Here is an 18,291-nt window from a genome sequence, read left to right as displayed (position 1 = left end):
ATTGATCATGGACACAAAAGGAAAGAATCTCGGTATTCACAGTTTGAAGTTTGTAGTAGTTATGTCACTCTTTGTTTCGTGCTTTCTGACGGCTTTGGGAATTGCTGTATTCTCAATAATAGGAACCATTAGAAATAACAACGATCAGGCTGCAGCCTATAGGAGCCGCCTTGAAACCGATGTAATGGAGAAACTGAAGCAGGAAACTGAAATTGCTGTAAGTGTCATTGATCAGATTCATGAAAGACAGCTTGCAGGAGAATTCACGGAAAGTGAAGCAAAGAAATTTGCGGCGGATCTGGTACGTGAAATGAGGTATGATAACGGAAATGGGTATTTCTGGGTAGATACCTATGAGGGTGTAAATGTTGTCCTGTTGGGAAGAGATACGGAAGGTAAGTCCAGATGGGATTCTGTGGATCCAAACGGAACCTATTTCATTCAGGAAATGATCGCCAACGGAAAAAAAGAGGGTGGCGGATTTACAGATCTGATGTTTGCGAAGCCTAATGAGACAGAGCCATTACCAAAGAAAAATTATACCTGTGCCTATGAACCTTATCAGTGGGTGCTCGGAACCGGTGTGTGGATCGATGATCTCGATGATGCAAGTGCAATTTACATGCAGAAGGCAAACGAAGCTATAACAGGTATAATAAGAAATATGATCATATTTATCATCATATGGTTTGTGATTCTTTTCGTTGCTGCTATGGTCATAGGCGGTCAGGTAGTAGGACCTCTTCAGAAGGTTACAGCTGTTGCAGAAAGAATTTCTGATGGTGATCTGGATGTAAGACTTGATATAAAATCCAGGAATGAAATAGGCTTGCTTGCTGACTCCTTTGGCAAGACCATAGAACAGATCCGGAATTATCAGGGTTATATCGATGAGATTGCAAGTGCACTTTCCGAGTTAGCTGACGGTAATCTCAGGGTACAGCTTACAAAGCAGTATACAGGCCAGTTTGCAAAGATCAAAACCAATACGGATAATCTGATATCCCACTTGAATTCCACATTAGGAGAAATCAATGCTGCAGCAAATAATGTAAACAGAGGCGCAGAGCAGGTATCTTCAGGTGCTCAGGCATTGGCACAGGGTGCTACAGAGCAGGCTTCCTCTATACAGGAACTTTCAGCTACTATGAATGATATATCACTGAAGGTAAAGGATACTGCTGATATGTCAAAGGCCGCTCTGGATCTCACAAGCTCTGTAAGTGAAGATATGGTGATCAGTAACACCAAGATGGAAGAGATGTCTCAAGCTATGGAAGAGATCGTTGAAAGATCCAACGAGATTTCAAAGATCATAAAGACTATCGATGACATCGCATTTCAGACCAATATCCTCTCTCTCAATGCTGCAATAGAGGCTGCAAGAGCCGGTCAGGCAGGAAAGGGATTTGCGGTTGTTGCTGATGAAGTAGGCAACCTGGCTAAGAAGTCTCAGGAGGCAGCTCAAAATACAGCTGTTCTTATTGAACAGACTATCGAAGCAGTACAAAAGGGTGGTGAGATAACCGCTCAGACTGCTGAGTCCATCACATCTGTATCCAAGGGTGCACAGAAGATCACAGACCTTGTGGATCATATTTCGATCGCATCAGGTGAGCAGGCTGACGGTATCAGACAGATCACTCTTGGAATCGATCAGATTTCATCAGTAGTTCAGACCAATGCTGCAACTGCGGAGCAGAGTGCGGCTGCCAGTGAAGAAATGACCAGAATGGCCAAGAGTCTCAGCGATGAGGTTAACAAGTTCACACTTTCATAAAAGGAATTTCATTTCAGCCGGGATTTATGTCCCGGCTGTTTTTTCTCTATAAGAGTTACAGTTCAGTTAGTGGACCAGGGGGATTTCTTTTCAGCAAGGTCGTCAACAGGAATGTGTCTTCTTCGCAGACTTTCGTCTCATTTGTGTGATAGAGAGAAAAACCTATCGCTATCCGATTGGTTATTATTGACTAACGTCCGAAAACAGTAAGATAATTCTAAAACTAAGGAAGAAAACTAATTGATTATTTTGGGAGTTATCATGACATTAACACCGGGATTTATTATAAATGGAATCATTCTGGGAATAGGGCTGGCTATGGATGCTTTTTCGGTATCCATGGCAAATGGTTTGAAGGATCCAAATATGAAACCGGGAAAGATGTGCCGTATCGCGGGCTGTTTTGCATTTTTCCAGTGGTTTATGCCGATGATCGGATGGGTCTGTGTTCATACAGTTGTATTGTATTTTAAATCCTTTCAGGCTTTTATCCCCTGGATTGCACTGATACTTCTTTTCTATATCGGAGGGAATATGATCTATGAAAGTATTCTGGAGGGAAAAATCGGTGAGGATTCAGAAGCAACCGGTGAGGATGAGATACTTTCTTCAAGCACTCTTATCATGCAGGGTATAGCAACTTCCATAGATGCTCTGTCGGTTGGCTTCACAATTTCAGAATACCATCTTCTTGAAGCATTTATCACTGCTGTCATCATTGCCGTAACAACTTTTATCATTTGTATCATTGGTCTCAGGATAGGCAGAACAGCCGGAAGATTTCTCAAAAACAAAGCAGGTATTTTCGGAGGCGTTATTCTTATAGGTATCGGAATAGAGATATTCATTACTAATTTCTTTTAGTTTGTAATTAATCCGCTAAATTGATATGATAATATTGTCATAAAAAACAGAGTTTCTGACTTTTTTATTTCGATGATTGGAGAATAGTGTGAAAAATACTTTTCATCACTATTTGTGCCGCCGACCAAAGGCGGCGGAATGGGTATTAATATGACAATATCAGAAAATTTTGCAACAAGCGATAAAAGCAGAGTTCCACTAAAAGAAGGCACAGACAGTCTTCCTGTTCTTTGTTATGAAGATAATCTTGAACAGATAGAGATACCCTGGCATTGGCAGAATGCTTTTGAAATAGGCATAGTGATGTCAGGAGAGGCAATAATCGGTGTGGAGGCTGAACGGTTTCCGTTAAGTAAAGGCCATGGCTATTTTATCAATGCCGGAACATTGAACACCTGCATCCATCATCCGGATCATACGGGTGAATGCAGCATTCGTTCGATTGTTTTCTCTCCGACACTTGTGGGAGATCCGAATGATGGCCTGTTCTATGACAACTACGCAGCGCCCATCATTACAAACAATGCGTTAAAAGGATTTGCTCTTAATAAGGATGAGGCCTGGCAGAAGGAGACCCTGCGTCTTGCGGAGCAGTGCTGGAGAAGCTGCCTCGAATTCGATGAAGCCATAGAATCCGGGGTCAGGGACATTGTATCCCAGATGATATTCCTATTATCATCACATTGTGATTCTGAAACAAGAGCAGTGTCACCTAAGGATATGAGAGACTCGGACCGCATAAGGATGATGCTTGATTATATCGATCATCATTACAAAGAGGATATAAATATCTCTGTGCTATCGGAAAATGCCGAGATCAGTGAATCTGAGACCATGAGATGTTTTCATAACATGCTCGGAACTACTCCCATCCAGTACCTGAAGAACTATCGGATAAGAAAAGCCGCTGAACTTCTCAGAGTTTCAGAAGAGAAGATAGTAGACATTGCGATAGACTGTGGTTTTCAGGATATGAGTTATTTCGCAAAAACCTTCAGAGAGGCAAAGGGAATAACACCTACGGATTTCAGGGAAAAGTATAAAACGAAGGCTTGATCAGTCATGGAATCAAAGACAGCAGCATATCTAAACATATATACAAATCTCAGACAGCAAATAATAAACGGCGATTTCAAGACCGGAGACAAGCTCCCTTCAAAGAGAGTTTTTGCGGAAGTGACCGGGACCAGCGTCATAACTGTGGAACATGCCTATGATCTGCTTCAGGATGAAGGTTACATCGAAGCAAGCCAGAGACGGGGGTATTTTGTAACCTACACTTCAGAAGATTCCTTTCCTGTCGGGGAGGAAATGGACATAAGCATCAACGAAGAGGGTGCTGCCACAGACAAGTACGAAGAAAGCATTGAAACCTTTTCCTTTCCGGGATTTGCAAGAACGGTCAGACATGTCCTTTCAGTCTACGGCGAAAGGATACTGGAGAAGTCTCCCAATGAAGGCTCATTGCTTCTGAGAGAAAGCATTAGCCGCTATATAAAAAGGAGCAGAGGAATACACGTAGACAGTGACCAGGTTATAGTCGGAGCAGGTGCAGAGTATCTGTATGGGCTGATCGTTCAGATGTTAGGCAGGGATAAGCTCTACGGAGTGGAAGATCCTTCTTATGAAAAGATCAGAAGTATTTATAAGGCAAACGGAGCCGCCTGTGATCTTTTGAAGCTCGGATCAAGAGGTATACATACCAGTGAACTCAAGAGAACATCAGCTCAGGTACTCCATGTCACTCCCTTTGACAGTTACCCAAGCGGAGTTACCGCAACTGCCGGAAAAAGACAGGAATACATCGCCTGGGCAAAAAACAGAGGTGCCATCATAGTGGAAGACGACTATGCTTCGGAATTCTCAACCTCCACAAAATCCGAGGATACATTGTTTTCCCTAGAGCCCCTTCGTACAGTCATCTATATAAACACCTTCACCAAAACCATTTCACCATCTATCCGTATAGGCTACATGCTGCTCCCAAAGGAGCTTTCCGCAGAACTGAAAAGCAGAATTTCCATTTATTCCTGCACAGTTCCAACCTTCGATCAGTACGTTCTGGCCGAATTCCTGAACAGCGGCGACTTCGAACGCCACATAAACCGCGTCAGAAGAAAGCGCAGACAGGCGAATAAAGTGATATAATAGAAATGTTCGATGTATTTTCTGACTAAAAAAGCCAATGAGGAAAATACAAGGGATGGGTGCCTAGGCTTTCAATCTCGTGGGCCGGCGCACGTCCATTGTATTTTCCGGAGTAGAGGGAGGAACCCCATGGGATTATTTAAGAATTTAAAAGCGACGCACTTCTTCTGGACGATAAGCAATGAATTCATTCACCTGCTGACCATAGCCGGCCTTATCTGCGCAGTAGACCAGATGGTAAAAAGCGCAATCGACACCGAACCCGAAAGCAATTTCCCACGCGAAATGCCGCATACCAAGGGCTATGTAAAGATCATGCGTGCTCATAATCCCGGATTTTCCAGAGGACACCTGGGAAAATATCCGGAGCTGGTAAAGACACTTTCGGTAGCAGCTGTAGGATTTCTTGCAGGAGGGCTGCAATACCTAACAAATTATTATCCGGGTAAATATAAGCTGAGAAAGCTTGGCATGGCCATCGTAATCGGGGGCGCTCTTTCCAATGTTCTCGACCGTATAGTCAACGGAAAAGTCACAGATTATATGAATATCAGAGTATCGGGGCTTAAATCCCTGATAGTAAACATTGGCGACATCGCCATCTATGTAGGCGGCATAATCTACACCATAGCCGCACTTTTCGGAGAAGAATAATGCAGACAGGAGCCGGAGGGCATCCATTTAAATGCGCAGAGAAACCTCGCATTTAAATGGATGCCCTCCGGCTCCTGAATCAATGTCTTGTCAGTTTCCACCAGTTTTGTTATAATATCGTTTGCTGTTTAAAAGGTCAGGGGCATACTATGCCTTTTTGACCCCAGTAAATTTTTATGGTAAAAGGAAGATATTCCAATGAACAACAAGCTTAAAGCAGCTCTTGGTCTGCTCCTGATACTGGCTATAACAGCCGGTTTCTGTTTCCTGGGAGTGAATGGCGCAAGAGACATTAAACTCGGTCTCGATCTGAACGGTGGTGTATCCATAACCTATCAGACCGTTGAACCAAACCCAACTGCGGAACAGATGTCCGACACTATTTACAAGCTTCAGCTGAAGGCCCAGGGCTATTCAACAGAGGCCCAGGTTTATCAGGAAGGATCAAACCGTATAAACATTGACATTCCCGGTGCAACAGATGCCAATGAGATCCTCGCTGAGCTCGGTGAGCCGGGTACACTTCAGTTCGCTGACAATCAGGGCAATGTACTTCTTACAGGTGATGATGTTAAGAATGCTTCAGCCGGAATGACAAACAACAATGGTACAAATGAGTATATCATTCAGCTCACATTTACCGATGAAGGTGCAAAGAAGTTTGCTGATGCCACAGCCAACAATGTAGGCAATCCGCTGTTTATCATTTATAACGACAATGTAATTTCAGCTCCTACGGTTCAGGAGGCAATCTCCGGAGGACAGGCTTCAATCACCGGTATTTCCGACTATGATGAGGCAACAAGGATCGCATCCACCATCCGTATCGGTGCTCTTCCTTTACAGCTTACAGAGCTCCGTTCCAATGTTATCGGTGCTACTCTCGGACAGGAAGCTATTTCAACATCCATAAAGGCAGGTATCATAGGACTTGGTCTTGTAATGCTTTTCATGATCATTTTCTATCTCCTTCCCGGATTCACAGCTTCTGTTGCCCTTATCATGTATACAGGACTTGAGCTTGTTATATTACAGGCATTTGAAGTAACCCTTACCCTTCCGGGTATCGCAGGTATCATCCTTTCCATAGGTATGGCGGTTGATGCCAATGTCATCATTTTTACACGTATCAAGGAAGAACTTGGTCTCGGAAACAGCGTAGAGAATTCCATCAAGGCCGGTTACAGCAAGGCACTTTCTGCCATCCTTGACGGAAATATCACAACACTTATCGCAGCTGCAGTGCTTTACTTAAGAGGTTCAGGTACCGTTAAGGGCTTTGCTTCAACACTGGCCATCGGTATCGTTATCTCACTTATCACAGCACTTTTTGTAACACGAAGCCTTCTTTGGACTTTTGTACAGTTCGGAGCTACAGATCCTAAGCTTTATGGTGTACGTAAGGATATCAAGATTTTTGATTTCATCAAGTTCCGTAAGAAAGCTTATACAGCTTCAGCAGTTGTGATCCTTGCAGGATTCATATTCCTTGGCATGAACAAGGCATCTATCGGAAATCTTTTCAATTATGATCTTGATTTCCAGGGTGGTTCTTCAACAAACGTAACCTTTAACGAGGATCTTTCACTTGAAGATGTGGATGCAAAGGTTTCACCTATATTCAAGGAAGTAACCGGTGGTGATGCTTCTGTTCAGGCTTCTAAGGTAGCCGGTACAAACGAAGTAATCATCAAGACAAGAACTCTCACTACAGAAGAGAGAAAAGACCTTTACCAGAAGCTGGTTGACGAATTCGCAGTTGATGAATCAAAGATTACAACAGAAAACATTTCAGGTGCTGTTTCAAATGAAATGAAGGCTGACGCAGTTTGGGCATTTATCATTGCCATAATCTGCATGCTCATCTATATCTGGATCAGATTCAAGGATATCAGATTTGCTTCAGCTTCCGTTCTTGCCCTTACACATGACGTACTTGTGACAGTTGCATTCTATGCAGGTCTTAAGTGGGCAGTTGGCTCAACCTTTATTGCATGTATTCTTACTATCGTTGGTTATTCCATCAACGCAACAATCGTTGTATTTGACCGTATACGTGAGAATCTTGCAGATCCTGAAAAGAGAAAGGATAAGGCAGACTGTGTAAATACAGCTATTTCACAGACACTTACACGTTCCATCAATACTTCACTTACAACCTTCATCATGGTTATTGTGCTTTATATCTTCGGAGTTTCTTCAATCCGTGATTTCACAATGCCTCTTATGGTTGGTATCGTAGCCGGTGCATGGTCTTCAATAACAATTGCAGGTCCGCTCTGGTTTGACCTTACAAATCGCGCCATGAAGAAGCAGGCTGAAAAGGCTGCAGCGGAGAAGGCAGCAAAGCTTGAAGCAAAGGCTGCAAAGAAGACTGCTAAGAAATAATCTCTTAGCCACAAGTCTTGACGGAATTGGAATATTCTTATAAATTAGAGACCGACTCATGCGAGTCGGTCTTTTTCTGTATCGAAAGGGGTAGGGATGTCTGCATTGCATACCGATGTTCACCGGTTAAATGGTATTGCCCCGGACGATATGATCAAAGTGGCGCCGGGCTGCTTTCCCGGAGTGCTCTTTCAGGAACTAAGAAATTGAGGTTCAAAAATGAAATATGAAATCATCAAAACCAGCGGCCGTGCAAAGTCGGCGCATATGGAAACCGTACATGGCTCTATCGAGACACCGGTTTTCATGAATGTAGGTACTGTTGCTGCAATAAAGGGCGGAGTATCAACAGACGATCTTCGAACCATAGGTACACAGGTAGAGCTGTCCAATACTTATCACCTGCATGTACGCACCGGAGATCAGCTTATAAAGAAATTTGGCGGTCTTCACAAATTCATGAAGTGGGATCGTCCCATACTTACAGACTCCGGTGGATTTCAGGTTTTTTCCCTTGCAGGAACCGGCAGAAAAATCAAGGAAGAGGGCGTTTATTTCCAAAGCCATATAGACGGACGGAAAATTTTTATGGGTCCCGAAGAATCCATGCAGATCCAGTCAAATTTGGGATCTACCATTGCAATGGCTTTTGACGAGTGTCCGCCTGCTCTTGCTGATAGAGAATATATACTTCCTTCAGTTGAAAGAACCACCAGATGGCTGGAAAGATGCAAGAAGGAAATGGCAAGATTAAATTCACTGCCTGATACAGTAAATAAGGATCAGCTGCTTTTCGGTATCAATCAGGGCGGTATAATCGATGACATTCGCATACAGCATGCAGATATCATCAGTAAGATGGATATGGATGGTTATGCTGTAGGCGGTCTTGCAGTCGGTGAGACACATGAGCAGATGTATCATATACTTGATATTGTTGTCCCACATCTTCCGAAGGAGAAGCCTACATACCTTATGGGAGTAGGTACACCCGCCAATATCATTGAATCGGTGGACAGAGGCATTGACTTCTTTGACTGTGTATATCCTTCAAGAAACGGTCGTCACGGTCATGTATATACACATAAGGGAAAGATGAATCTTTTCAATCAGAAATATGAGCTTGATGAAAGACCTATAGAGGAGGGCTGCAAATGTCCTGTCTGCGCAGGTCTTAAGAGGGAGGACGGTTCTTATACAGGCGGCTACAGCAGAGCTTACATCCGCCATCTTCTGAAGGCTAAAGAGATGCTTGGTATGCGTATGTGCGTACTTCATAATCTGTATTTCTACAATCATCTCACTGAAGAGATCCGCGGAGCCATCAGAGGTGACAACTGGACAGAGTGGAAAGAGGATGCTATCCATAAGCTCGGAACCTACGACAGAGGGGAAGAGTAGTAAATGATACGGAGCCTGAGGGCATCCATTTTAAAATGGATGCCCTCAGGCTCCTCACTATGTTGATATACCTCTGTTGGAAAGATTATTTTGATCTTGAACTCTGATTAGCCTGCCAGATGTACCAAAGACCCTCTAACAAAAGGTTTTCGTCGAGTATCATTTTATGTCTTGTGTATTTGATGATTTTTGGGGCTATTCCTCCGGTTGCAATGATGGTTGGCGAAGAATCACCGATCTCTTCTATGAATCTGTCAATGATTCCGTCGATAGCTCCGGCTGCGCCGTAGATTATACCTGCCTTCATGGCATCATTTGTCTGTGTGCATATAAGCTTTTTTGGCGGTGTCAGATCGATGGAAGGTAAAAGAGAGGTTTCTCTGGAAAGAGCATTCATTGATAATGTCACTCCCGGCATGAATACACCTCCTGTATATGTCCCTTCTTTATCGATGACAGTTACGGTGGTTGCTGTTCCCAGGTTAACTATAATTGCAGGAAGCTTGTATAGATTTTTGGCAGCTGAAGCCGCAGAAACCAGATCTGAGCCTATGGTTCCGGGATCATCTATCTTTAAACGTACTCCCGATTTTACTCCGGCACCAACTATCACGGCATTTTTCCCCGTCACTACTTTAAGTGCATCCGAAAGCACCTCTCTCAATGGAGGAACCACGCAGGAAATGATGACTCCGTCTATTTTTTTCTCTTTCAGGTTGGTAAGACATAATATGCGGTCAATGTCCGAAGCATATTCAAAAAGTGTTTTGTTTTGATTTGTTTCCAGTCGAACCACCGGATCCAGAACTTTTCCGTTATCTACGCATCCGATTTTTGTATGGGAATTCCCACAATCCACAGCCAGAATCATAATTCCTCCTAACAGCTAAAGACAGTACTTAATGAATATACTTAAGTTTAATGTCTTTGCTTTGTAACACCTTATTCAGGCATAGCGAACCTTTTCTTTAACCGGTACGATAGCCGTTGGTGTTATAAAGTAATATACATCATTACTTGTATCATTGCAAAAATAAAAATTATACAATAAAATGATTTTTGTAAGATTTGGGTGGCATAATATCCTTTGATTGCGTCAAAAAATTATGTTATCATGACATTAGTACTATATCGAAAGGTTTCAATATCCTTTTTCGATGATTTTGAACGTAAACATTAACCGAAGCTACATTTACATGGTAGCTTTGAATCGAGGATATAATGGCAGCATTACTTTATGAGTCCATAAACAGTCAGGAAGAAAAGCTTGATGTTGGTCTGGACTGGCATGACGAACCGGAAATCATATATTTTAAAAACGGACATTATAAGCTTATGCTCAACCTGAAGGAGTATGACATCACTGATGAGTGTTTCTGTATCGTGAATTCAGGGGTTATCCGTAAGCTTGAGTCTCTTGATGAAAAGGGCGTTGAATACTCAATCCGTGTAAAGCTTGAGGATCTTTGCTTCAAAAATGACAGCGACCCGGTTAATGAAGCTCTTATTTATCCGCTTCTTAAGGGCAGTATCAGGTTCAATGAATTCATTACCGTATCCGATTTTGGTTTCCTACAGGTACTGAGATCCTTTAATGATATGGTGAGAAGGTATCGTGAGTTTGGAAAAAAGAGCAATACCAACAGTGTGAGTGTACGTAAATATGAGCTTGATTCTGTGGCAGATCAGCTTATGATAAAGGCAGATCTTTTGCATGTGATAGCCCTTATCTATTCTTTCGGTATGATAGAAGACAAGGAAATTACCGATACGGAAAAGCAGGTTAAGGCCATTAAGGATTCAATCATATTCATAAGAGAACACTATAAAGAAAAGCTTTATATACGAAATTTATCGGAACTTACGGGACTTAACGAACAGTACTTTATAAGATTTTTCGGAAGTGTCACAGGGGTATCTCCCCTTGATTATATCAACAGATATCGTGTTGAACAGGCCGCCAGACTTCTTAAAGACACCGATACTCATGTCTATGAGATTGCTGAAGAGTGCGGATTCCATAATATCGGTAATTTTATAAAGATATTCCGATCCGTAACCGGAGAAACACCGCATAAATTCCGTAAACGGTTTGGCAAGGAGGATTAATCAGACCATGACATTTTATTACCCGGCTAAATTATATAAAAAACCGGAAGGAGGATACCGCGTAGAGTATTTTGATCTCGACCAGTGTTTCGGAGACGGAGCCACAGAAGACGAAGCCCTTGCAGATGCCAGAGCCAATGCCATCGACTGGATCCAGCTCGAGCTGGCCGACACCAACGACCTCCCGGAAGTAACACACAAAGACGATGTAAACCTTACTCCCGAAGAAAGATTTGTTGAAATGATGATCATCATGCCACGTGAGGGCTGGGATGAGTGAGGGAGGAGTTTTCCATCAGGAAAACTCCGACCGATATGGCCAGAGCGAAGCTCTGGTCCCGAAGGGATCAGGTGAGGCTATCAACGCCGAACCTGACCGGCGGAGCGCCAGCGGGTACGGCCAACTAAATTACCCTTGCCATACCCTATTCCTTATGTTATATTATCCGAGAACTTGGAAACCACTTTTGGGAGGAATTATGACAACTCTTCTTAAGACCCAAAATATAGATAGAAAAGGCCCTGTGGTCTCTGATATTTATATTTTTGATTTTCCGGTTCTTTTATTTATTTTCAAGAAATTCACAGATACGATTCATAGAAGTGCCGTTTATGACATGAACGGTTTGTTTAATATTCCAGACTCGACAAATGTTATTTCATTTGTTTGAGGCTGGTATTTTTTTACCGTAAAAAGGGCATATCTATGAAAATGAACAAAGTCAGGAGATGTAAATGAAGGATGTTGAGTTCAAGATACTGACCAATGAAGCACTTACTGCTGACATCTTTAAGATGACATTGGACGGTGATACAAGCGATGTCACGAGACCCGGACAATTTGTAGACATTAAAATACCGGGACGCTTTCTCAGAAGACCTATATCGGTTTGCGACTGGTCTGAGAACAGACTAACTCTGATCTACAAAGTTGTGGGTGAGGGAACCGAAGACCTGAGCTACATGGAACCGGGAGACTATATTAACGTCCTTACTGGTCTCGGAAACGGATATGACCTCCGGAAGATTCCAAAGAATCCTGTTATAGCAGGAGGAGGAGTCGGTGTTCCGCCTATGTATGCTCTTGCAAAATGCCTCAAGCAGATGGGCATCACCCCCTATGTAGCTCTCGGCTTTAACACAAAGTCCGATGTCTTCTATGAGGCCGAATTCAAGGCATTGGGCGTACCTGTAAATATAGCAACAGTAGACGGCAGTTATGGCGCCAAAGGCTTCGTCACAGACATCATCGGAGACCATGACTATGCGCTTTGCTGCGGACCTGAGCCAATGCTGAAAGCAGTTTACAACGTGGTTAAGGACGGACAGTTCAGTTTCGAGACCAGGATGGGCTGCGGCTTCGGAGCCTGCATGGGCTGCAGCAAAAAGACAAAGAACGGATTTAAACGTGTCTGCAAGGACGGTCCTATATTCATGATGGAGGAAATCGCATGGTAGATTTAACGACGGAGCTTTCCGGAATCAAACTCAGTAACCCTGTGATCCCGGCATCCGGAACCTTCGGGTTCGGAAAAGAATATTGGGATCTTTATGACCTTGATATACTGGGATCCATTTCCTTCAAAGGAACAACAGTCGAAGAGCGTTATGGCAATGAGCTCCCCCGTATAGCCGAGTGCTATCAGGGCATGATCAATTCCGTGGGTCTTCAGAACCCCGGCATGGAGGAAGTCATCAAGTTTGAAATCCCCGAGCTTGCGAAGCATTTTCATAAACCCCTCATCGCCAACATTTCCGGATTCAGCGTCCCTGAATACGTAAAGCTTGCTGAGGCCATGAGCGAGGTGCCTGAGGTAGGTATCCTTGAGGTTAATGTTTCCTGCCCTAATGTTCACGGCGGCGGAATGGCCTTTGGAACCAGCAGTGATAATGTGGCGGAAGTCACAAGAGAAGTTAAAAAGGCAGCAAAAAAGCCCGTCTACATTAAGCTTAGTCCCAATGTTACGGATATCGTTTACATCGCCAAAGCGGCAGAGGATGCGGGAGCTGACGGACTTGCACTTATCAACACACTTCTTGGCATGAGGATAGACATTAGACGCCGTCAGCCGGTGATTCACAACAAGATGGGCGGCTTCTCGGGACCGGCCATCTTCCCTGTGGCAGTAAGAATGGTTTACCAGGTAAGTAAGGCCGTAAACATTCCCGTTATAGGAATGGGTGGTGTTTCAAACGCAAAGGATGTGGTTGAAATGATGATGGCCGGAGCCAGTGCGGTTGAAGTTGGTGCCGCAAATCTGGTGGATCCATTTGCCTGCCAGAAAATCATCGAGGAGCTTCCTGAGCTTCTTGAGGAACTGAAGATAGAAAAATTAAGTGACATCATTGGATGCGTGGAGTAGTAAACAAACAGCGATTGGCTATTAAATAGACTTACTTGAATTAATCTTAGCTTGATAGATTAAAATATCGTAATAACGGATTTTAAATATCAAGATACTAACTGAGTAAATACCGTCTGAATAAGACCGGAGAAATGGAGATATTATGGGAAAAGATGTGATCATCGCGCTGGATTTTCCAAGCGCAGAAAAGACTTATGAGTTCCTTGATAAATTCACAGGAAGAAAACCCTTTGTTAAAATCGGAATGGAGCTTTTTTACGCAGAGGGGCCAAGTATAGTAAAGGAAATCAAAAACAGAGGCCACAAGATATTCCTGGATCTGAAGCTTCACGATATTCCAAATACCGTAAAAGGCGGCATGAAGTCACTTCGCGACCTTGGCGTAGACATGACTAATGTTCACGCAAGCGGAGGCATCAAAATGATGCAGGCTGCGGTTGAAGGACTTACCAGAGAAGACGGCACAAGACCTCTTCTTATTGCTGTCACACAGCTTACCTCAACCTCCCAGGAGACTATGGCAAACGAGCTTCTCATCGATCAGCCCATAAAGGATGTGGTTGTAAAGTATGCCGAAAATGCCAAAGCCGCAGGACTTGATGGTGTTGTATGTTCACCTCTCGAGGCCGGAAGCATTCACGAAACTTTAGGCGACAGCTTCATGACTGTAACTCCGGGCATTAGATTTGCAGGAGACGCTGTAGGTGACCAGTCAAGAGTTACAACACCCGCGAAGGCAAAGGAGATCGGTTCCGATTATATCGTAGTTGGAAGATCCATTACCGCAGCTGCTGATCCCGTTGAAGCATACGAGAGAGCAATGAAGGATTTCGTTGGCTGAAGCAAGAGCTTTTAACTGACCGTTTGTGTAACCGCAAGGATGACGTTGGATCATTCTTCGACATCGGAAAATAAGAGAAATCATCAAAGACACTTATCTGACAGTGAGAATTGTCAGAAGTTCATAAAGGAGAGAATATCATGGCTACAAAAGAAGAAATCGCTAAGGGACTTTTATCCATCAAAGCAGTATTTTTAAAACCGGATGACCCATTCACCTGGGCATCAGGCATTAAATCCCCAATCTACTGTGACAACAGACTGGTACTCAGTTACCCTGAGGTACGTACACTCATAGAGCACGCCATCGCAGAAAAAGTAAAAGAGCTCTATCCTGAGGCAGAAGCCCTCGAGGGAACCAGCACAGCCGGTATCGCACATGCAGCTATAGCAGCCGACATCCTCGGACTTCCCATGGGCTATGTAAGAGGCTCCGCAAAAGACCACGGCCGAAAGAATCAGATCGAAGGACGCCTCGAAAAGGGAGAGAAGGTCGTTGTCATCGAAGACCTCATCTCTACCGGAGGATCAGTACTTGACTGCGTAAATCCTCTTCGTGAAGCAGGTGCCGACGTCCTCGGAATAATCTCCATCTTCACCTACGGCATGCAGAAAGGCATCGACCGCCTCAAAGAAGCAAACATCGAAAACACCTCCCTCTGCGACCTCGACACCCTCGTAAAGCTTGCCGTTCAGGAGAACTACATCAAACCAGAAGATGAAGCGAGACTCTTAAAATTCCGTGATAACCCCTCGGATGAGTCATGGAGAAATTAAATTTTTAAGAAATGTAGGGAAATACAAGGGATGGGTGCATAGGCTTGCGAGTTGAAAGAACAGACTGCTTGGAATGTACGTACACGACACACGTAAGTGTGATCGGGTGCGAACATTCCAAGCAGGATGTACTTTCAATCTCGTGGGCCGGCGCACATGCCTTGCATTTTCCGGACGGTTTACAAACACATGTCAGGAGGAGAAAAATCATGCAACCAACCCCCAGAAGCATTATAAACATTCTGGACCTCACAGTTGAGGAAATCGATCATCTCATGGACCTTGCCGATGATATCGAGAAGAATCCGGAGATATATCAGGACAAATGCGCCCACAAACAGTTAGCAACACTCTTTTACGAGCCCTCAACCAGAACCAGACTGAGCTTTGAGTCTGCCATGCTGGCTCTTGGCGGACAGATCCTTGGCTTTGCGGGAGCCTCAAGCTCCAGCGCTGCAAAAGGCGAGTCCGTAGCCGACACAATCTCCGTAATGTCAAACTATGTAGACATTATGGTAATGCGTCACCCCAAGGAAGGTGCGCCGGTGGTTGCCTCTATGCATACCACAGTGCCATTCATTAATGCCGGTGACGGTGGACATTTCCATCCGACCCAGACTCTTGCAGACGTACTTACCATCAGGAGGACCAGAGGTTCCCTCAGCGGCATTACCCTGGGACTTTGCGGTGACCTCAAGTTCGGTCGTACAGTTCATTCACTTATAGATGCGATGCTCCGCTATCCCGACAACAAGTACATCCTCATCTCACCGGAAGAGCTTAAGATTCCGGAGTATGAGCTTGATAAGCTTAAGGAAGCTGGTGTGGAATTCGAGGAAACCACCTCACTTGAAGAGGCAATTCCCAAGCTTGATATTCTCTACATGACCAGAGTTCAGAAGGAGCGTTTCTTTAACGAAGAGGATTACCTCCGTTTGAAAGATATATACATTCTGACTCCTGAAAAGCTCAAGAACGCAAAACCTGACATGGCTATACTTCACCCGCTCCCAAGAGTAAACGAGATTTCAGTGGCTGTGGACAAAGATGAAAGAGCTAAATATTTCTACCAGACCTTATGCGGAAAACAGATGCGTATGGCTCTGATTTTATTCCTTTTAGGTCTTGATAAGTAAGGAGGCGCAGGATGACAGTAGATGGAATTGAAAATGGAATAGTACTTGACCATATCGAAGCCGGAAAGGCAATGCTTGTATACAAATACCTTCATCTTGACAAGCTTGATTCACAGGTGGCCCTCATACAGAACTGTTCCTCCCGTAAAATGGGCAAAAAGGATATCGTGAAAATCTCTGAGGATCTGGACATCGACCTGGATGTGCTTGGATATATCGATCCCGGCATAACCGTAAACTACATCAAGGACGGAAAGAGAGTTGACAAAAAAACTCTTCAGCTTCCCGAAACCCTTACCAACGTTCTTAAGTGCAAGAACCCGAGATGCATCATCTCCATCGAGCAGGAGCTTCCCCAGGTATTCAAGATCGTTGACCGTACAAAAGCGCTTTACAGATGCATGTATTGTGATACCATTGTCAGAAGTGAAGAATTGAATTAATATAAATCCAATATATGTAACAATCAAGCCGGTGAACCATGGGGACGGAGTTGGTGGCTCATTTTAAAAAACGAACCACCAACTCCGTCCCCCATGGTTCACCGGCTGAACTGCTGCGTTCTGTCACATAGTAGGAGAATTTAATGATAAAAGCGATAGCCTTTGACATCGATAATACAATTTATGATTACAGCGGCTGTGAAAAAACCGCTCTTACGGAGCTTTGCAGTTTTGCATGTGACAAGTATTCATTAAGCCATGAAGAATTTAAACAGAGGTTTGATGCAGCAAGAGTTGCCGTAAAAAAATCCTTAGGTGAAAATGTTGCGGCCTCACATAACAGGATACTTTATATGCAGAAGTTTCTGGAGGATATGAAACTGAATCCCGCAAAAGGGGCTCTTGAGCTTTATGATGTTTACTGGAACTCCATACTTGATAATATGAGGCCTTTTCCATACGTTCTTCCTCTTATGAAATATCTGAAGGATCATGACATCAGAATCGGCATGCTGACAGATCTCACTGCCCATATCCAGCACAGAAAGATAGAACGTTTATGCCTTGAAGATTATATAGAGGTGCTTGTGACCAGTGAGGAGGCAGGAGCTGAAAAGCCGTCACCTTCAGCCTATGACCTGCTTGTGAGTAAATTCAGTGTGGACAGGGAGAATATACTTATGATAGGCGACAGCCTAAAGAAGGATGTGGAAGGGGCCTTAAATGCAGGACTAAGTGCCCTTCATTACAAAAAGGAATACTCCGATACCATGGATAAAATGGTGATAAAAATGATAGAAGAGGAGTAGTTTCTGTTTCGATGTAAAAAAGTAATGTGAAAGTATCTGATGTGCGTTATATGAGTCAACTACACATTCATAAAATATTTCTAACGAAGACATAATAAGTAAAGAAGTATATAACTTAAATCTTATGCTACAATAGGAGCGTTCCTGTTTTTCAGCCTTTAGAAAGAGGTTTTATGTCAAATAACAAAAAATACAAAGGCCTCGTTGCCTTTGATCTGGATCATACATTACTGGATCACAATACCTGGAAGATCACCCCTTCCACTCTGGAATAGGCTCTCGGAATCTTTAGCCTAGATTCCAAGGGCTTTTTCTTTTGTTCCATTTCTCAAATCCCCCCATTTTTTTAAAAAATACCAAATATAGGACTTGACAAATCCTCCCAAATCTGCGGCCGCTTCGCGGCCTATCTGATTAAGAAGTAAATGCGTCCTTCGCGGCGCCGGATAATTCTCGATCGGAGGTGTTTGTTCATGTGCAAGCCTATTAACCTAGGCGGTCATGCCGCCTATCAGGCAAAGATGATATCTTTGCTAAAGCAATACTATCCTGATGCTTTCACTCGTTTTGGTCCTT

Annotated in this window: 18 protein-coding genes; 17 read left to right on the top strand and 1 reads right to left on the bottom strand. The window is 43.6% G+C overall.

The genetic code is table 11. From position 1 onward, the window contains the following. The first annotated feature begins 7 nt into the window (after window positions 1–7). From G625_RS21215 to tgt, 7 genes are all read left to right on the top strand, one after another. Complete coding sequence (locus G625_RS21215; protein ID WP_049895819.1) at window positions 8–1,780, top strand: methyl-accepting chemotaxis protein; 1,773 nt, start codon at window positions 8–10, stop codon at window positions 1,778–1,780. Between the two features lie 240 nt (window positions 1,781–2,020). Then, window positions 2,021–2,644 (top strand): manganese efflux pump MntP, encoded by a 624-nt coding sequence (locus G625_RS0108870; RefSeq protein WP_330365026.1) that lies wholly within the window; start codon window positions 2,021–2,023, stop codon window positions 2,642–2,644. A gap of 138 nt (window positions 2,645–2,782) precedes the next feature. Continuing rightward, a complete protein-coding gene (locus G625_RS0108865) occupies window positions 2,783–3,700 on the top strand; it encodes an AraC family transcriptional regulator (RefSeq protein WP_049895818.1) in 918 nt (305 codons plus the stop codon). Window positions 3,701–3,706: 6 nt separating this feature from the next. Next, window positions 3,707–4,792: a MocR-like pyridoxine biosynthesis transcription factor PdxR gene (pdxR, locus tag G625_RS0108860; RefSeq protein ID WP_029200840.1), complete on the top strand. Its 1,086-nt coding sequence runs from the start codon at window positions 3,707–3,709 to the stop codon at window positions 4,790–4,792. A gap of 129 nt (window positions 4,793–4,921) precedes the next feature. After that, the gene (locus tag G625_RS19095) at window positions 4,922–5,446 is read left to right on the top strand and encodes a signal peptidase II (RefSeq protein WP_044932116.1); all 525 of its coding nucleotides are present in this window, start codon (window positions 4,922–4,924) and stop codon (window positions 5,444–5,446) included. Between the two features lie 198 nt (window positions 5,447–5,644). After that, window positions 5,645–7,834: a protein translocase subunit SecDF gene (locus G625_RS0108850; RefSeq protein WP_029200839.1), complete on the top strand. Its 2,190-nt coding sequence runs from the start codon at window positions 5,645–5,647 to the stop codon at window positions 7,832–7,834. A gap of 219 nt (window positions 7,835–8,053) precedes the next feature. Beyond that, entirely contained in the window at window positions 8,054–9,235 is a 1,182-nt protein-coding gene (gene tgt, locus G625_RS0108845; RefSeq protein WP_029200838.1) for a tRNA guanosine(34) transglycosylase Tgt, read from the top strand. 85 nt (window positions 9,236–9,320) lie between these two features. On the opposite strand, the gene G625_RS0108840 is transcribed toward tgt, so the two are convergent. Further along, entirely contained in the window at window positions 9,321–10,106 is a 786-nt protein-coding gene (locus tag G625_RS0108840; RefSeq protein WP_029200837.1) for a type III pantothenate kinase, read from the bottom strand. Window positions 10,107–10,456: 350 nt separating this feature from the next. On the opposite strand from G625_RS0108840, the gene G625_RS0108835 reads away from it, so the two are divergent. From G625_RS0108835 to G625_RS0108790, 10 genes are all read left to right on the top strand, one after another. After that, on the top strand, window positions 10,457–11,344 hold the full coding sequence (locus G625_RS0108835) for a helix-turn-helix transcriptional regulator (RefSeq protein WP_044932114.1): 888 nt from the start codon (window positions 10,457–10,459) through the stop codon (window positions 11,342–11,344). Window positions 11,345–11,351: 7 nt separating this feature from the next. Continuing rightward, window positions 11,352–11,624 carry a type II toxin-antitoxin system HicB family antitoxin gene (locus tag G625_RS0108830; RefSeq protein ID WP_029200835.1) on the top strand — a complete coding sequence of 91 codons (273 nt, stop codon included), beginning with the start codon at window positions 11,352–11,354 and terminating at the stop codon, window positions 11,622–11,624. After that, entirely contained in the window at window positions 11,617–12,015 is a 399-nt protein-coding gene (locus tag G625_RS0108825) for a hypothetical protein (RefSeq protein WP_029200834.1), read from the top strand. Before G625_RS0108830 ends, G625_RS0108825 begins: the two co-directional genes overlap by 8 nt. A 64-nt stretch (window positions 12,016–12,079) precedes the next feature. Then, on the top strand, window positions 12,080–12,802 hold the full coding sequence (locus tag G625_RS0108820) for a dihydroorotate dehydrogenase electron transfer subunit (protein ID WP_029200833.1): 723 nt from the start codon (window positions 12,080–12,082) through the stop codon (window positions 12,800–12,802). Further along, complete coding sequence (locus G625_RS0108815; RefSeq protein ID WP_029200832.1) at window positions 12,796–13,707, top strand: dihydroorotate dehydrogenase; 912 nt, start codon at window positions 12,796–12,798, stop codon at window positions 13,705–13,707. Before G625_RS0108820 ends, G625_RS0108815 begins: the two co-directional genes overlap by 7 nt. 145 nt (window positions 13,708–13,852) lie before the next feature. Further along, window positions 13,853–14,551: an orotidine-5'-phosphate decarboxylase gene (pyrF, locus tag G625_RS0108810; RefSeq protein ID WP_029200831.1), complete on the top strand. Its 699-nt coding sequence runs from the start codon at window positions 13,853–13,855 to the stop codon at window positions 14,549–14,551. Between the two features lie 140 nt (window positions 14,552–14,691). Then, window positions 14,692–15,327, top strand: a complete 636-nt coding sequence (gene pyrE / locus G625_RS0108805; RefSeq protein WP_029200830.1) for an orotate phosphoribosyltransferase — start codon at window positions 14,692–14,694, stop codon at window positions 15,325–15,327. Between the two features lie 209 nt (window positions 15,328–15,536). After that, window positions 15,537–16,463 carry an aspartate carbamoyltransferase gene (gene pyrB, locus G625_RS0108800; RefSeq protein ID WP_029200829.1) on the top strand — a complete coding sequence of 309 codons (927 nt, stop codon included), beginning with the start codon at window positions 15,537–15,539 and terminating at the stop codon, window positions 16,461–16,463. An 11-nt stretch (window positions 16,464–16,474) separates the two neighbouring features. Beyond that, window positions 16,475–16,906 carry an aspartate carbamoyltransferase regulatory subunit gene (locus G625_RS0108795; protein WP_029200828.1) on the top strand — a complete coding sequence of 144 codons (432 nt, stop codon included), beginning with the start codon at window positions 16,475–16,477 and terminating at the stop codon, window positions 16,904–16,906. A 143-nt stretch (window positions 16,907–17,049) separates the two neighbouring features. Beyond that, window positions 17,050–17,715 (top strand): HAD family hydrolase, encoded by a 666-nt coding sequence (locus tag G625_RS0108790; protein WP_029200827.1) that lies wholly within the window; start codon window positions 17,050–17,052, stop codon window positions 17,713–17,715. Window positions 17,716–18,291 lie beyond the last annotated feature (576 nt).

The organism is Oribacterium sp. NK2B42 (assembly GCF_000424445.1).
Classification (GTDB): Bacteria; Bacillota; Clostridia; order Lachnospirales; family Lachnospiraceae; genus Oribacterium.
This window is presented reverse-complemented; position numbering and strand designations above follow the sequence as displayed.

Coding starts and splice junctions, on each gene's coding strand:
- G625_RS21215 (WP_049895819.1), top strand. CDS start 8: ATGGACACAAAAGGAAAGAATCTCGGTATTCACAGTTTGAAGTTTGTA.
- G625_RS0108865 (WP_049895818.1), top strand. CDS start 2,783: ATGGGTATTAATATGACAATATCAGAAAATTTTGCAACAAGCGATAAA.
- pdxR (WP_029200840.1), top strand. CDS start 3,707: ATGGAATCAAAGACAGCAGCATATCTAAACATATATACAAATCTCAGA.
- G625_RS19095 (WP_044932116.1), top strand. CDS start 4,922: ATGGGATTATTTAAGAATTTAAAAGCGACGCACTTCTTCTGGACGATA.
- G625_RS0108850 (WP_029200839.1), top strand. CDS start 5,645: ATGAACAACAAGCTTAAAGCAGCTCTTGGTCTGCTCCTGATACTGGCT.
- tgt (WP_029200838.1), top strand. CDS start 8,054: ATGAAATATGAAATCATCAAAACCAGCGGCCGTGCAAAGTCGGCGCAT.
- G625_RS0108840 (WP_029200837.1), bottom strand. CDS start 10,106: ATGATTCTGGCTGTGGATTGTGGGAATTCCCATACAAAAATCGGATGC.
- G625_RS0108835 (WP_044932114.1), top strand. CDS start 10,457: ATGGCAGCATTACTTTATGAGTCCATAAACAGTCAGGAAGAAAAGCTT.
- G625_RS0108830 (WP_029200835.1), top strand. CDS start 11,352: ATGACATTTTATTACCCGGCTAAATTATATAAAAAACCGGAAGGAGGA.
- G625_RS0108825 (WP_029200834.1), top strand. CDS start 11,617: ATGAGTGAGGGAGGAGTTTTCCATCAGGAAAACTCCGACCGATATGGC.
- G625_RS0108820 (WP_029200833.1), top strand. CDS start 12,080: ATGAAGGATGTTGAGTTCAAGATACTGACCAATGAAGCACTTACTGCT.
- G625_RS0108815 (WP_029200832.1), top strand. CDS start 12,796: ATGGTAGATTTAACGACGGAGCTTTCCGGAATCAAACTCAGTAACCCT.
- pyrF (WP_029200831.1), top strand. CDS start 13,853: ATGGGAAAAGATGTGATCATCGCGCTGGATTTTCCAAGCGCAGAAAAG.
- pyrE (WP_029200830.1), top strand. CDS start 14,692: ATGGCTACAAAAGAAGAAATCGCTAAGGGACTTTTATCCATCAAAGCA.
- pyrB (WP_029200829.1), top strand. CDS start 15,537: ATGCAACCAACCCCCAGAAGCATTATAAACATTCTGGACCTCACAGTT.
- G625_RS0108795 (WP_029200828.1), top strand. CDS start 16,475: ATGACAGTAGATGGAATTGAAAATGGAATAGTACTTGACCATATCGAA.
- G625_RS0108790 (WP_029200827.1), top strand. CDS start 17,050: ATGATAAAAGCGATAGCCTTTGACATCGATAATACAATTTATGATTAC.